Annotated in this window: 12 protein-coding genes; 1 reads left to right on the top strand and 11 read right to left on the bottom strand. The window is 42.2% G+C overall.

Going from position 1 to position 16,126, the window contains the following annotated elements; all coding sequences use genetic code 11:
• Window positions 1-9: 9 nt before the first annotated feature.
• The 5 genes from JKG64_RS02125 to JKG64_RS02105 form a co-directional block, all read right to left on the bottom strand.
• Window positions 10-3,516, bottom strand: a complete 3,507-nt coding sequence (locus JKG64_RS02125) for a SusC/RagA family TonB-linked outer membrane protein (protein WP_210352694.1) — start codon at window positions 3,514-3,516, stop codon at window positions 10-12.
• A gap of 29 nt (window positions 3,517-3,545) precedes the next feature.
• Window positions 3,546-4,700: a FecR family protein gene (locus JKG64_RS02120; RefSeq protein ID WP_210352693.1), complete on the bottom strand. Its 1,155-nt coding sequence runs from the start codon at window positions 4,698-4,700 to the stop codon at window positions 3,546-3,548.
• A 75-nt stretch (window positions 4,701-4,775) separates the two neighbouring features.
• Entirely contained in the window at window positions 4,776-5,345 is a 570-nt protein-coding gene (locus tag JKG64_RS02115; RefSeq protein ID WP_210352692.1) for an RNA polymerase sigma factor, read from the bottom strand.
• A 79-nt stretch (window positions 5,346-5,424) separates the two neighbouring features.
• On the bottom strand, window positions 5,425-5,592 hold the full coding sequence (locus JKG64_RS02110) for a hypothetical protein (protein ID WP_210352691.1): 168 nt from the start codon (window positions 5,590-5,592) through the stop codon (window positions 5,425-5,427).
• Window positions 5,589-6,692 carry a hypothetical protein gene (locus tag JKG64_RS02105; protein ID WP_210352690.1) on the bottom strand — a complete coding sequence of 368 codons (1,104 nt, stop codon included), beginning with the start codon at window positions 6,690-6,692 and terminating at the stop codon, window positions 5,589-5,591. The genes JKG64_RS02110 and JKG64_RS02105 overlap by 4 nt, the downstream gene beginning before the upstream one ends.
• 286 nt (window positions 6,693-6,978) lie before the next feature.
• On the opposite strand from JKG64_RS02105, the gene JKG64_RS02100 reads away from it, so the two are divergent.
• Complete coding sequence (locus tag JKG64_RS02100; protein WP_210352689.1) at window positions 6,979-7,611, top strand: hypothetical protein; 633 nt, start codon at window positions 6,979-6,981, stop codon at window positions 7,609-7,611.
• 79 nt (window positions 7,612-7,690) lie between these two features.
• On the opposite strand, the gene aspA is transcribed toward JKG64_RS02100, so the two are convergent.
• From aspA to JKG64_RS02070, 6 genes are all read right to left on the bottom strand, one after another.
• The gene (gene aspA, locus JKG64_RS02095) at window positions 7,691-9,100 is read right to left on the bottom strand and encodes an aspartate ammonia-lyase (protein WP_210352688.1); all 1,410 of its coding nucleotides are present in this window, start codon (window positions 9,098-9,100) and stop codon (window positions 7,691-7,693) included.
• 449 nt (window positions 9,101-9,549) lie between these two features.
• Window positions 9,550-11,115, bottom strand: a complete 1,566-nt coding sequence (locus JKG64_RS02090; RefSeq protein WP_210352687.1) for an SLC5 family protein — start codon at window positions 11,113-11,115, stop codon at window positions 9,550-9,552.
• Window positions 11,105-12,484, bottom strand: a complete 1,380-nt coding sequence (locus JKG64_RS02085; protein ID WP_210352686.1) for a hypothetical protein — start codon at window positions 12,482-12,484, stop codon at window positions 11,105-11,107. The genes JKG64_RS02090 and JKG64_RS02085 overlap by 11 nt, the downstream gene beginning before the upstream one ends.
• Window positions 12,485-12,487: 3 nt before the next feature.
• Window positions 12,488-13,255 (bottom strand): SDR family NAD(P)-dependent oxidoreductase, encoded by a 768-nt coding sequence (locus JKG64_RS02080; RefSeq protein ID WP_210352685.1) that lies wholly within the window; start codon window positions 13,253-13,255, stop codon window positions 12,488-12,490.
• 11 nt (window positions 13,256-13,266) lie between these two features.
• Window positions 13,267-14,445, bottom strand: coding sequence for a galactonate dehydratase (gene dgoD, locus JKG64_RS02075; protein WP_210352684.1), 1,179 nt, complete (start codon window positions 14,443-14,445; stop codon window positions 13,267-13,269).
• A 343-nt stretch (window positions 14,446-14,788) separates the two neighbouring features.
• Window positions 14,789-16,111 (bottom strand): aspartate aminotransferase family protein, encoded by a 1,323-nt coding sequence (locus JKG64_RS02070; protein WP_210352683.1) that lies wholly within the window; start codon window positions 16,109-16,111, stop codon window positions 14,789-14,791.
• Window positions 16,112-16,126 lie beyond the last annotated feature (15 nt).

Below are 16,126 nucleotides of genomic sequence, written 5' to 3'. Positions count from 1 at the left end.
GTTTTTCAATTAAAGGGTAAAGTTCAATCCAAAGGTGACCACTTTTGATTCGGGCAACAGGAACTCAGGTTCATTGCGGCTGTTTACAACAACAGCTTCAGGATCAATACCTGACTTATTAGCCTTCCATAGAAAGACATTATTGATCTGTGCCACGGCACGGATACTCTTGAACGGCAGTTTTCGCAATATCGCACGATCGCTAATGGTATAGCCAAACTGGATTTCACGAATACGTAAGAAAGAAGCGTCGAATACTGAATTACTTGACTTTGTAGCCATTCGGGTATAGGTATCACTCAAATCTTCCATATCAGCAAGTGCAGGGATGTCCGTTTTGTTTTCGTCTCCCGGCTGTCTCCAACGGGAAGCTATTTTGTTGTTATACGAACTATTCCAATCAAATCCGTACATCGTAGGCATTTCCATGCGAGATTTTTGACCAGCGTTAAATACCGTAAATATGGATAGGTTGAACCCTTTGTAGCTAAAATCATTATTCCAGCCTCCACTGTAACGCGGACGGCTTGTACCATTCAATTCCAAAGACTCTAAGACAGGTACACGAACTTTGTCTCCATCCCCATTATAAGTTTGTGGTCTTCCCTTCTCATCCAAGCCTGCCCAGCGGTAACTCCATAGCGACTCTCGTTCATAGCCTTCCAAATAAGGTACTGTATTATTAACTCTGTTGATCTCTGGTGCTGAATCGGTAATCTTATTATAGAGTACCTTGCTCTTATTATAAGCAAAATTGATACGGGTATCCCAGCGGAAATCCTTTTTTCGGATGATACCGGCGGACAAGCCTAACTCCACTCCCTTATTCGACAATTCAGCAGCATTAATCGTTGCATTCGCCAATCCCACCGTTGGATCCAACTCCTGGCTTCCCAATAAGTCATAGCTGAACTTATCATAATAGTCAAACGAAAGCGTAAACCTATTATGCAACAATCCAAGATCAAAACCAGTATTAAACGTTCTTGTTCCTTCCCATCTTAATTTCGGATTCGGTGGCGTTTGCAGGCGCGCTACATAATCATCCGCTATCGTATTAAAGAAGCGATAAGCAGTCAGATAAGTTGTAGTCGAATTACCAGCATCAAAGTTGCCCGTTAGTCCTGTCGTCACCCGAAGATTCAATTCCGAAATAAAGTCTACATTAAAGAAAGGCTCATTGTGCACTAACCATTTTCCCCCGACACTCCATAGTGGTCTTTTTTTCAACTTAGCTTCTGCACCAAATAGATCCGAATAATCCGTTCTATAACTCCCTGTTAGCGTATACCGTCTATCATATGTATAAGCCAAGGTAGAATAGTACGAATATTTTCGACTGTCAACATAATTCACCTTATTGTAAGTCGAGGTATTATATATCTGTCTTCTTCCTTCCCAATCTAAGACCCCAACTGCAAGCACCTTGGCGTCTACATCTTGTGAACTATATAGATCATCATTAAATCCCAATAAGCGCTGTGTATTTCCTTCGCGAATTGTTTTACTAATATCGAATCCAAATAAAGCATTGACATAGTGTTTGTCTTGAATCGTTTTTACATAGTTCAACTGATTTCTCGTTGCCACTTCTCTATAAGCCGAATTCTGTAGGTCTAAAACGTCGCCAAATGGTATATTCCTTACGTAAGCATCCTTAGCCTTATCATAACTGGTAAACTTATTCACTAAATTACGGGTAAAACTGGTTTCGGTGTCATACAAATTACGTTGACCACCGGATTTCCGCTCATACACCACACTATTGGACAAAGTCAAGCCATCCATTAGCTTCCAATCTGCACCAATGATGGTCTTAATACCAAAACCTGTAGAGCGGTTGTTGGCTAATTCATTTTCCCGTACAAGATTTACCCCATTATCCAAATAGCCCAATCCCATCAAACGATCATTTTCGACTTTATTAAAACCAAAATAATTATAGACTAAATCACCGTTTTCGTCTTTCAACAGTTGATAAGGTTGCAATTTTCGGATTTCACTCGTCAGTCCGCTATAGCCTTGGTTTCCCCAATCATATTGCATAGCGATATTGCTACGTAAGGTCACAAAATCAGCTAGTTTATAATTCATTCGATTCGTCACCAATACATTCTTATTCTGTGTTTCTCTCGTGCCAGCTACATTATGTCCAAAGTTAACACCACTATAGTAGTCAAAGCGATCCGCCCCTCCTGATACCGAAAGAAAGTGCTTTTGATTAATCGAATTCCGTAAAAGTAAATTGTTTATTTGAGACTGATTGTCCATTCCTGCCAATAGGCCTAGACGCCTATCTCTCTCGGTCAGATCTATATCACCACGATCATAATCATTAAAGATTCCGATGGACTGCGAGTATCCACTCGACGAACCGTCAAATATCGGAGCCATAATATAGCCCTTATCGTACTGCTCTTTCTCAAAATCGATTACATCTGCCGACGTAGCCCGTTGCAATGCCGAGTAATCAGGACGCATTTGGACACGCAAATTGCCCGAATATTGGATAACCTGTGTACCGGCCTTTCCCTTTTTAGTCGTAATCACAATAACACCATTAGAAGCTTTTGCTCCCCATATTGCCGCTGCAGCGGCATCTTTCAATACGGTGATATTTTCGATCTCATTAACTTCCGGCATCATGGTTGAAGGGAAGCCATCGACAACCATCAAAGGTTCAGTTCCATTACGCAAAGAGCTCCCTCCCCGCAGGCGCATATCCGATTTCCCATCAGGAGTCTTATAGCTATTCAATCCTGGTACAGCATTTTCCAAAAGATGCTCCAAATCGACATTATTCCGACGTTCGATATATTCTTTGTCTATCGTATTTGTCGCACCAGTAGTATTATCCTTAGAGAGACTCTGATACCCCGTATGTATGATATCCACATCCTCGATCTGGGTTTCGGCAACACGCAACTGCACCAATACAGGCTGATTCGCAGCTTCGACAACGTAATCCTGTGGTTTATACCCCAGATAGCTTATCTGCAAGTGAACCGGGAACTTATCCGTTGTTAATCTAAAACTCCCCTTAGCATCCGTTACCACTGTAGTATACTTACCCGAACTACTATATTTAATAATAGCACCGGCGATAGCTTCTCCTTTTTCATCAATAATGCGTCCCAAAACCCCCTGCTGTATAGCTTTACGGATCTTGTTCGGATTAGACTTAATGACTACGGTCTTTTTGTGCAAAGTATAGTCTAGCGGCAATCCTTCAAAAAGAGCATCCAGTACCTCATTGATATCCCCTTTTACAGAGACATCCACACGGGTACCAGAGAAATCACCTCCCTCCCAGAAGAAATGATAACCACTGTCCTTTTTCAAACCTTCAAAAATCTGACTCAAACTTTTCTGTTTGGCCTGTACATTTAATGTTTGTGCATACGAAAACCCCGGCGTACTCTGTAAGAGATACAGGCAGAACAGTGCTGTACCAACTTGTTTTACAACAGGGATACCGTTCCATTTCCAGTTTTTTCTAAAAGTAAACTGCTTCATAAAATACGATTAGATTAATTAATTTATTTTTATTGTGTTAGTTTTACAACCATCTGATTGTCTTTGCTATATACGCGATATTTCATCTTATCCTGTATCAGGATGTTCAATACCTCATTGAGCGTATATGATTTCGGGATATCACCATGGTACTCTCCTTTAGGGATTCCCTCTTCGATTTCAAAGCGTACAGGATACCACCTAGCCAACTGTTGGCACACATCTTCCAATGTCGCAGCTTGGAAACTAAAGTAACCATCACGCCAGGTCTGCGGCTCAGACTCGCTGATATTTTTGAAATCAAGGAGATTGGTTTCCCGATCGAAGAGGCCTTGCTGACCGGGTTTAAGCAATACTGTTTTATCGGCATGATTAGAAGCATTCAGTGTCTGCAACTTGACAGCACCCTCATAAAGGCTCGTACTGGCAATAGGTTCACCTAGGTAACTCTTAATTCGAAACTTAGTTCCCAATACCTGGACAACCTGCTTTTCTGAATGCACTTCAAATGTTGCAAAATGCTGGGCATCTATAGGTTGCTTAGCGACCTCAAAATAAGCCTCACCTTGCAAAAAGACAGTCCTGTTTTTCTTACCCAGCTGCTTTGCAAATGTCAACTCTGAAGCGGCATTCAACCACACCCTTGTACCATCTGGCAACAAAATTTTACTTTCTGTACCAATCGGTGTACGTATCGTATGCATAGCGTTGCCCCCCCCGGGATCACCCTCACGGTATTCGTAGGCAATATAACCGTCATTAGTTTTATAAAGCATCAAGTTATCCGACATCAACGTATCTCCCACAGCTATAGTATTAATAGAAATAGATTTATTATCGGCCGTAATAAACTGCGCAGAAGCAGTTGTATCCACTTTAACAATCAACGCCTCCTCCAATGGGCGATCCGGTTCCTGACGAAGTAGCGCCGTACCTATACCTGCCAACAGCACAGCTGCTGCGGCCCATTTGTACCAAGGTCTAATGATAGAGATACGTCTTGCACCTACATTTGGTAACTGATGTCCTATGCGATCCAAACGGAAACGCATCTCCACTTCATCGATAGAAACAGATTCCTGAGCGCGATTATTATACCAACGATACAATGCACATCGTTCCTCCTCGGAGATATTTCCCAGATTATATTTTTCTATTAATTTTTGTACTTCTTCAGGTATCATGGTCAATGATAAAATTGCTTAATTATAGATAAAACAACTTTGTCGACCTAAGGATATATAGATTATAAAAAAAAATTAGCCAACAAGAAGTAAAGCTATGGCTATCAATATATTACTTTTTAATATTTTTAGAGCTTTGGAGACTTGAAGTTTGGAAGTTCCTTCAGTAATCTGCAAAAGAGAGGCAATTTCTTTGTGACTGAGACCTTCTTGCCTGCTCAATAAAAAGATTTCCTGCATACGCTGTGGCAACTTCTTGATTTCTGTTTCAATAATTGTCGCCAGCTCTTTTTCCAACACCCATTGATCCGAAAACTGCATATCTACTTCTTGCTGATGCACAGCGTGCTGGAGATATTTATTGATCACCTTGTCGTGTTTCAATTTATTCAGCACCCTATTTCGGGTCATCCTATAGAGGTAACCTGAAATCTCAACACCTCCCGGGATTAGCTCTCGCTTCTCCCAAAGATCCGTATATACCTCTTGTACCACATCTTCCGTATCATCCATATCCCGTAAGATACTGTAGGCATGTCTAAAAAGAAGTTCACGATACTGTTTAAAGGCCATATCAAAAGCCAAAGCATTCCCCTCTTTAATGAGTTGACCTAAATCTTCTTCTTTAATAACAGGGGATTTCATTTCTATAAAGGCAGCTTTTGATTAGTAACAATTGCATATAAAGTGCCAAACTTAGTAAATGAAGAAAGAAAATGCAAAGTTATAACGGATTACCTTCGCCTTCTAGCTCAAAAATAACCTCTCCTCCAATTGTCCAAACCATCGTTCCAGGCTCAGAGTTCCGATTATATACACCATCTCCGTTGAAGGAAGCTCCAAATGGTTTTATCTTATTTCCGTTTATTCTATTGTCATGCCAACCCATCATACCGGTGTTGCGATTGAATATCCCCCCCCATAAGACATCGCTACCGAAGTCGCTGTATTAAAACCGATGATATTATCCGTCCATAACATCGAACCTTCATTAACATTGTACACCCCGCCACCATAGGCTAGCGATGTAGACACCGCTATATTATTTTCAATAACATTCTCCTTCCACAACATTGTCGACTCCGCAGAATTTTGGTTATACACGCCTCCTCCAAAAGTAGCCGCTGCCAATGACGAACAGGAAACCGTATTGCTTTTCACTGTATTGTTGAACCACCTTGTAGCTCCCGTTCCTTTATTTTCATTGTACACACCACCACCATAGGCGTACGAAGAGGATGAAGAGGCCATATTATCGATAATTTCTAGATTTCGGAAAGTAACAGAACCAGCAGTAAGCACATTGTATATTCCTCCACCACAAGACCTCGAGAATGATTCACTGTTTATCCGGATAAAAGTTCCTTTGTTCTCACTCCCCCCTCCGGTTATTGTAAAACCATCCAAAAGAGAGCGTTCTCCCATATCCCCAGCTGCTATAACGACATGAAAAGCATTATTTGTTCGATTGGTAAGCTGTAAGTATCTCCCTTTCCCGATCGCAGAATCATTCCCATCATAGTCACCGCTCAAAATACTTCCACTGCCTCCTTTTGCTTTTAATACCCGGTCTTCCATCCCTGGGCTTCCCGATGCAGGAAATCCCCCAAACAACTGTACATTCTTCACCAATAAAAATGCACGGTCCCGCATATCTCCAGGTGTGGCAGTAAAATCTTTTCCATGTTCAGGACTATACAAAGGATTATAAACTCCCGAAGCCACCCAAATCTGCAAAGGGTTATCCTTTGTCCAGAGTCCCTTTTCTCTGTTTGCATAGGCCCAGAGCAAAGCATCGGCTAATTCAACAATAGCATTTGTCCAATCAGAGCCAGAGCCATCCCCCCCTTTTACACGTTTATTGACATAAAGTATATTTTTCATTGGTGATAGGTATAATATTTCCTTGGCCCCTTGAAAGTCATAGGCACCAACACTAGCAACCTCGTTCAATAAACGGGTTTCGCTAAACAAATCTTCATTTGCCTTCAAAATCGAATTCTCTATAATGGTATGCACGTGTAAGCTACCAAATATTTAATGAACTACCTAGACTTTTAACAAGATATTCTACTATTTTAGAATAATTAACCATCTAGAAAGTCCTCAATTAACACAAGACCGATAAAACCTTATATGCTATCACATTTAATTATTCCTTCTACGCGAATCATAAATAGGGCACAGCGATTTGTAAACATTTACACAATCATTATTATACTATACCTACTTTTGGATTGTTCTATTGATATTATCCACTAAAAAGTAAACACAAAAAATGACTACAGAAAGCAATGTAAAAACCACCGCTGAAAAAGTTAAATCCTTTGCCATGGGTTTCATTGGATCCATGTTCATGGCCCTCGGGTTCTCCTATTTCAGCGAACAAGCCTCTTACCGTATCCCTAGGATATTACTTCCGGTTTACGAGTTTTTAGGAAATATAGGCTTAGCGGTAGGATTACTTATTCTAGGGGCTGCACTTCTTTATGCGGCATACGCCAAATTTAAAAATAATGCCGGACGCCCTACCGTCATGTTCATCGTTCTACCATTGTTTCTTGTATTCTCTTTCATCATTATCAAGGTGACAGAAAATGGCGATAAGGACAAACAACAAGTCAGCATTGACAAGGATATCAAAAACAAAGAGGTAGCCCGCCCTACGCTAGATCACGAAAAAGCAAATGCCTATTTGGATCAGCTTGAAATTCTTGTGGACAAAATGACAAAAGCTAAAGACCAGAAAAACGACGCTACATTTAAAGCATTAGAAGCCGAGTACTTCGAACAAATGGACCAACTTGCAGATATCATACCCCAACTAAGCAAAACGGACAAGTATGCAGAGTTTGCACACTACAACGCTTACCTAGCTCAAAAAATAGATCAGATGCGAGGAATCCAGTAAACAGGATACATTTGATAGTAACTACTTGGGATAAAAGCCTGCACAGAACATACAGTGCAGGCTTTTATATTCTATTCTCTTATTGGGCGATAAACTTTGGATGAATTAAATTGTCGATGGAATAAACCTCATCCCACTTCATCTGAGTTATCAATTGCCGTTCTACTACCACGATCTCATAAATGGATTTGCCTGTTGCAAGAGCCTCTTTAGCTATTGAAGAACATTCTTCGTAGCCCAAGATAGGATTCAATTGGGTAACTATTCCTATACTCTGCATAACCATATTTTTACTATGCTCAGCATTAGCCGTAATTCCTACCACACACTTCTCTTTGAGCGCATTGCAGGCTTTGGTCAAATATTGTAACGAAGTAAATAATGCCATACCCATTACCGGCTCCATTACATTAAGTTGCAACTGTCCAGCCTCTGCTGCCATGGTTACCGTTACATCAGCCCCTATAACATAGAAGCAAGTCTGGTTCATTAATTCCGGAATAACCGGATTTACCTTTCCGGGCATAATAGACGACCCAGGTTGCATTGCTGGCAGATTAATCTCACTGATACCACATCTCGGGCCACTGCTCAACAAGCGCAAGTCATTACATATTTTACTCAACTTTAGAGCATTCTGCTTCAGTACTCCGCTCATCTGTACCAATGCACTGGTATCATAAGTTGCTTCGATTAGATCTGCGGCAAGTGTTACAGGCACCTGACTGATATCCGCTAGATAGTTGACACATAGCTCCGCATAGCCCTCCGGCGCATTCACCCCAGTACCAATAGCAGTAGCTCCCATATTCACTTCAGTGAGGGATTGAGCAGCAAGTTTGATATTTGCTACATCCTTGGCCAAAGCTGTCGCAAATGCATTGAATTCTTGCCCCAGTGTCATCGGTACAGCATCCTGCAATTGCGTGCGTCCCATTTTCAGAACTCCATCAAACTCTTTGCCTTTATTATAAAACGCAACCTGTAGCTCCTCCAAAGCATCTAAAAAAGAAGCCACTTTAAGATAAAGTGCAATCCGGAAAGCCGATGGATAGGCATCATTGGTACTTTGCGACAGATTAACATCATTGTTAGGATGCAGGTACTTATATTCACCTTTCGCATGTCCTAAATATTCTAAGCCCAGATTGGCAATGACCTCATTGGCATTCATATTGGTAGACGTTCCTGCTCCACCCTGAATAAGATCACTCACGAATTGATCTGCAAATTCACCTGCAATCAAGCGATCACAGGCATAAGCGATAGCTTCTGCCTTCTTTACATCCAACACTCCTAAATCCCTATTAGCCAAGGCAGCTGCTTTTTTTACATGACCAAACGCTTTAATAAATAAAGGTTCACTACCAATAGGTATTCCAGTAATATCAAAATTCTCTTTGGCACGCATAGTCTGCACGCCATAATAGCAGTCGTTACTGATTTCTTTTTCACCCAAGAAATCGTGTTCGATTCTAAAAGTCGTCATTTCTTTATTTTTGTATAAGTTGATCCTTTCAATCCATTAATACCTTAAACCCTCTGGCACTGTTCTTATTTTTCCTTCTAAAAAGCTCCTATATTAAAAATGCTAAGGAAAACTACCTCCAATACCATAAAAGCCACTCCATTTGGAGTTTCCCATACAAGAATATCGCTGTTTTGGTTTTACTTTAAGCATTAATAACCGATTTCTGCCAAATTTAGCAAAACTTCCCTCATAACGAAGTCTTATTTTTCTAAATCAATTGAAAACAACAATTCCGCTCTAATAGCAGTCAAAATCGTAAAAACACACTGTTACTTCTCGTCTCTTTTACAATCCGAAACATAAAAAAGGCTCCGAAATATCGGAACCTCTTTAACACCACTTACACATTTTAACCTTATTGATAAGGTTCGTCAGGAATCAGAGATCGCCCCCCATAAAATGAAATCTTAGAAAAAGCGTACGTAAAAATACAGTACCATTACCGTAATCAGTAACCACCAGATCGTAGGGTTACGCATACCTCGGTACAGTCTTCTTTCTTCGCTTGGTATCTTATACATATCTTTTGTCAATACCAGATTCTGTAATCGGTCTGCACTCACAGCCGGAGTCGCCAAACTCACGACAGCACATACGACCATACAGCTCCAGAATACAATACCTGTTCTGTTAAAGAAAGGCATATCCGGCAGTGCATATTCGAGAGCCAATGACAGCGGTATAGTCAGTAAACCTGCGGCCAGGGCACCCTTTGAAGTAGTCCGTTTCCAGAACACGCCCATTAAGAACATGGTAGCTATCCCCGGTGTAAATAAGCCATATAGATTCATCAGATATAGAAAAACAGGTTTGTCCGAATAACTGATTAATGTCACGGCACTCAAAATTCCCAATACAATGATGGCAACCCCAGAGCGTTTGCCAAACCGCACAGCCTGTTCGTCTGTTGCATTTTTATTGATATACTGACCGTATACATCCACAGTCAATATGGTTGTACAAGAATTGATAGCGCCAGAGATATGCGACATGATCGCCGATATCAGTCCAGCCATCACCAGACCTATTAATCCCTTAGGCAACAGTGTTTCCACCAAAGTAGCAAAAATCAAATCGGGCTGATCCAATTTTGGCAAGAACTTCGGTGCTACAAGCGCGGGTATCGTTATAATCAACGGCACCAAAAACTTTAGATAATCACCAAAAATAACGCCCATCTTCCCGTGCCATTCATTTTTAGCGGCCAATACACGCTGTACAATAAACTGATTCGTGGCACAATAAAACACCGATATACAAAGCAAACCGCCCAAATACATTGTCCAGGGAAAATCGGGGTCAGTCGCAGGGTAAAACATTTTCCAGTCCTTAGTAGACTCCGTAACAGCTTCAAATCCACCAGCCGCATTGATCGTTGCGAAAGTCAATATCACTCCGCCCAACACGAGAATAACCAGCTGCACCATCTCCGTCCAGATCACCGCTTTCAACCCGCCCAGTACCGTATATACCCCGGTCAATATTGCCATTCCAAAAATACTATACAATATAGGTATACCGAATAAGGCATGAAGCGAGAGGCCTCCAAGATAGAGTACCGCTCCTATCTCCACAAATACATAGGTAAACAATATTAATATCGCATACAAAACCCTCGTAGCACCCCCATACCGCTTTTCTAGGTATTCGGGCACTGTATAGAAACCATTGCGGATATAAAACGGTAAAAATATCCAAAGTAGCGCATTAAAACCAATCAGGATTGCGCCCCATTCTAAGGTAATCGCGACAAAGCCGCGGTCATAGGCCGCTCCCATCGCCCCCACCAAGTGATGACTACTGATATTGGCGGCAATAATACTTCCGCCTATCATCCACCAAGGCAATTTATCACCAGCAAGGAAATAATCCCTTTTAGAAGTGGAGCCTTTCCTTGAGGCATAAAGTCCCAAGGCTACAATACCGATAATATATACTGCGAAAATGACAATATCAATCCAATCAAGCTTCATCTTTCAAAAGTTTTGTAATTCCAATCTTCGTTTCTTCAATTAGTATTTCCAAGCTTCCTTTGGCATAGGGACTTTGCCACACCGCATAGATATCCTTATCATACAAATCCTCTGGTGCAAGATATCCAACATAACCATTTGCAATATTGACAAACGCAACGCAATGGTTCGGGAACGCCGCACGAACGGCCTTCTGAAACAGAGAATACGCTTCATTCGCCTGTGCCACGATAATAGCATTGCCCCATTTCCACAACCACAGCGGTATCGAGGCCTCCTGTTTATCTCCAATGGACTTACGGGTATTATATTTTCGCCACAGACGGTCTTTCAATACCCGATCTGTACAGGCTTCATATTCCTCAAATATAGATTCTAAACTAGGTAGCTTTTTGTAGGGCACTTCGACATTAATCACCTTTGCTTTCAAATCACCATTCAAAGGGACCTCTTTTTCTTCCCAGCAGGCCAAAGGCGCACCCGAAATCAACGATCTGCCAAACTCCCAATTCTGATCTGCAGGACCAATCTGTGCCAGGGTTGATAGCACCGCATAGCCTAGTTGCCTGCCGTTTGCTTCTACAGAAGCAGGTTCCTTTACATATTGTCTTTTGGGAGCCAAATCTCCGGATGCCCCCTGTATAAACAGACAGGGAACTCCAATTTCCCGCTCCACAGTATGACGCATCTCTCCAACATAATCCGGAGAAATAAGATCATTTTCGTGGGCAAAACTGGTAGGATGGCAAGCGTAATTACAGACAACCGCCTTCAATTCTCCCTTATTATCCTTAACCTGCCCTACCAATAACGTATTATCAGGCGTTCCAAGTGGATTAAAGCCGATTAAATAATCACCATCTACTGATAAATCTCGATTGCAGGCTAAATCACAAACCCCATAACTCCAGTTCAAATTCCCCTCAAAAAGCTTGTTGAACCCCTCTTCGATACATTCAATTGCTTTATTCTGTATAAATTCAAGATATCCCGGAATCAACTCACCGCCAGGCAGGTTCACATCGGTCGAGCAGATACTCGGCCCCGCATGCGTATGTGATAGCGCAAATATCAATTGGCTTTCTTCCAATTGAAAATGCGCTAATAATGCGAGCCTGATCCTGCGTTCGTCATCGGCATTTTTCCACCACCCAAGATCAGCTGTCAGCAGAACAGTACGGTTATCACTACTCACGGTACACAAACAATGCATTAATAGAGGTTGATGAACCGCTACAGCCTGATCGAAGGAAGAAGCGCCCCAATTACGCGAATAAATACCAATAGGAGGTGTTATATCCCGTATTGCTAAGCCAAACTGGGCTCCAAAATTACTGTTCACATCCTGTAATGCGTTCTTAGATTCCATACGTTACGGTCTTACTAGGGAAAGTCCCCCATCCAATATTATAGAAGCTCCAGTCAAGTGCTTAGATTGTTCTGCACACATCCATAACACCTGCTGAGCGATTTCATCTGCTTCCAGAATTTTGCCAAGTGGAACCACCGAAGCGGCCTCCTCTTGCAGATCCGGATTTTTAGCCCAAACCACCTTACTCAGGCCCGCATTCACATACCCCGGTGCTATCTCATTGACACGGATACCATGCGCCGCATATTCCAAAGCCATACTTTGGCACAACATACGGACAGCTGCCTTTGAAACACTATATGCGGGTAAGTTAGCATGCACAGCGTGCCCGGCCCAACTTCCCAAAAAGATAATATTTCCGGCAACAGCGTCTTCAATAAAATGCTTAGCACAGCCATTGGCCATATAGAAAGCTCCATCTAGATTCACATTCATTTCGCTTCGCCATTCCGAATCTGAGAGCTCCTTATAATTCTTTAAGGTTACATTTGCTGCATTAGCGATTCCAATGCTAATAGCGCCAAACTGCTCCCTTACAGCAGCTATCCAGTTTGCGACCTGCTCCCCTTGAGAAACATCTACCTGTGCGTAATACAGCCCCACAGACTCGTCATTCAACAGGGGTTGTCTTTCCGCGGCTACCTCTGGAGAAAAACGATCTGATATCGCTACGATTGCTCCTTTATCCAGGAAAGCCTGGGCTATTGCTTTACCAATATCCCCTAGACCTCCACTGATTAATACCACTTTCTTATCAAATTCACCCATCGTTTTTTTGTTTACCAGTCCCCTATACTACCATCTTTATAGAATGTACGTTGCAATATTTCCTGCTGAAAAGGATGTTTTTTAACCTCTTCTTCATTGATTTCAATGCCTAATCCTGGACGATTGTTCGGTAAAACAATCCTTCCTTTCTCCTGCACCGTAAATCCTTCCGATACCACATCCTGTCTCCATTCGACATCCTTATGAACACTCTCACAGATTATATAGGAAGGTGTAGCAAAACCCAGCTCTATAGAAGCAGCTGTACTTACAGGTCCCTGTGGATTATGCGGTGCCATCGACACACGGTATGCGTCCGCCAAAGCGGCTATCTTGCGGGCTTCCGACAGGCCACCACAATGGGTAATATCAGGCTGGATTACGCTCACGGCCCTTTTCTCCAACATATCACGGAAAGCATGCAAACCGACCAAGCGTTCGCCCGAGGCGATAGGCGTCTGTACAGCACGTTGTATCAGCGCGATATCTTCCATGCTCTCAGGCCAACAAGGTTCCTCGAAAAAATACAAGCCATAAGGTTCTAAAGCTTTAGCAAACAGCATCCCCATACGCGGGCTAGGACGTGCATGGCAGTCGACCATAATATCAATATCATCCCCCACAGCATCACGCATAGCACGCACGCAAGCTTCTGCATACTTCACCGGACGCAGTCCTTCCAAAGACATAGTCTCCGGAACTGCCATAGATTTAAACGCAGTAAATCCCTCGTCTACAGCTTTCAAGGCAAGATCTCCAAATCGTTTTGCATCATCTGGAGCAGTCTCATAAAAATCTTCCATACGCCCACCGCCCAAATGGCAATAAAGACGTATGTAGTCCCGCACGCGCCCTCCCCAAAGCTCATGACAAGGCACATTATGTATCTTTCCTAAGATATCCCAAAGCGCGATATCTATACCGCTGATTGCCGTTCCTCTAACAATTCCATTGCCATGCCAGAAGTGCTGTCTATACATCATCTGCCATAGGTGTTCGATACGACGGGGATCTTCACCTACCAACAGTTGCGATATATCCTTAATCGCGCCTACCACACTCTGCGTATGCCACTCTAACGTAGCTTCACCCCACCCCCACAGTCCTGGTTGGTCCGTAACAACTTTGACAAAGATCCAATTCCTCATGCGCGCATGGCACACATAGGTTTCAATAGCGGTTATTTTCATATACGGTTTACTTATTTTCTAACTATCATTAACTTGCCCAGTCCTCCACAACAAACTTCTTAAAAGCCTATACAGCAGGACAGCATACCTGATCTACATCTATTCTCCTTAAAACAGATGTTTCAGCAGAGCACAATATTTTAAAGGGCAAAAAATCATCAAAAGCATATCAGCTTAACGTATATCCGTTAGCACAATACACTCGGTTTATTTTGGCATCGCCCCGCCAAATGCAGATTGATATATTTTATTAAGGCTTTAATACCTTATATATAGAATGTAGCACCGAAGCTATCTGCTATTGCAATGCTCAATGCCACATCCCTAAGTAATTCTATCAGGCTTACAAACTCTTGATTACCCGTTCTGTTGCTTCCAACGTTTTCACAATATCATCCTCACTGTGGGCAAAAGAGATACTTCCCTGTTTTATTGCCGCAGGGAAATTAAAAATCCCTTCATTGATTAAATTCTTACGATACTTTATATCCAGATCAAAATCATGGTTATCTAAAATATCGTGATAATGAACAGGTGCATGGTCCATAAAGTATGTACAGAATGCTGACCCCTGACGCGCAACATAAAACGGCACTCCTAATTTAGGAAATATTTCATTATACCCTTGCTCCAAAAGTGCCCCTAGGCGCTCTACATGCGTATATACCTGATATTCTGCACTTGAAAGTTTCTTCAAAGTTGCGATCGCCGCTGCTGTGGTCAAAGGAAAGGCATTGAATGTACCAGCTATCATCACACGCTTAGATTTATCAGGATCTACAAAGTAATCCATATACTTCTTTTTACCTGCTATAACACCCAGCGGATACCCATTAGCTACAGCCTTACCAAAGGTAGAGAGATCAGGAACCACTCCGCAGATAGATTGATAACCACCTAACGCATGTCTAAAGCCTGTTTTCACCTCATCAAATATCAGCAAGAAGCCTTTCTCGTCAGCTAACTCTCGAAGTCCTTCTAGATACCCCGCCTGTGGTTTCACAATCCCGACATTCTGTAATATAGGCTCCAATAAAATACAAGCCACATCGTACTTCTCAACCACATAGCGCACGCTCTCCAGATCATTATAGTTAACCACATGAACAAGATCACTATGGCTTTTGGGAACTCCGGCACTTAAACCATCAAAAGAATACTCTCCCGGACTACTAAATGGCCCTACATCTGCCTTTTGACTGATTACATTACAGGCTACATCATTATGCCAACCATTGTACCCCCCTTGCATAACAATGATATGATCCCTTCCTGTCACTGCACGCGCAATACGCAAAGCATGATAAGTGGCCTCCGAACCTGTTGTAGTCACTTGTATACTTTCCGCATTCGGAACCGACGCACAAAACAACTGTGCAAATTCCCCCTCCAGCAAGGTAGGCCCTGCTCCCATCAAAACCTGCTGTTCCTCAATAGTCCTTAATACTGCCGCATTCACATCCGGATCATTGTGACCTAAAAAGGAAGCTGCGAAGCCAGCCTGGTAATCGATATACCGATTGCCATCAGCATCCTCCACCTTGCTACCATTCCCTTTAACGAAACAGATATTTGGATCTGACTTCCGATTCAATGATACCACTCCTCCAGGTATCCATTTTGCATTCTCCCGCAGGATAGCGGCAGATCTTTCATTTCCTTGCATGCCTTAATATAATTT

The sequence above is a fragment of the Sphingobacterium tabacisoli genome, from assembly GCF_017908035.1.
Classification (GTDB): domain Bacteria; phylum Bacteroidota; class Bacteroidia; order Sphingobacteriales; family Sphingobacteriaceae; genus Sphingobacterium; species Sphingobacterium tabacisoli.
This window is presented reverse-complemented; position numbering and strand designations above follow the sequence as displayed.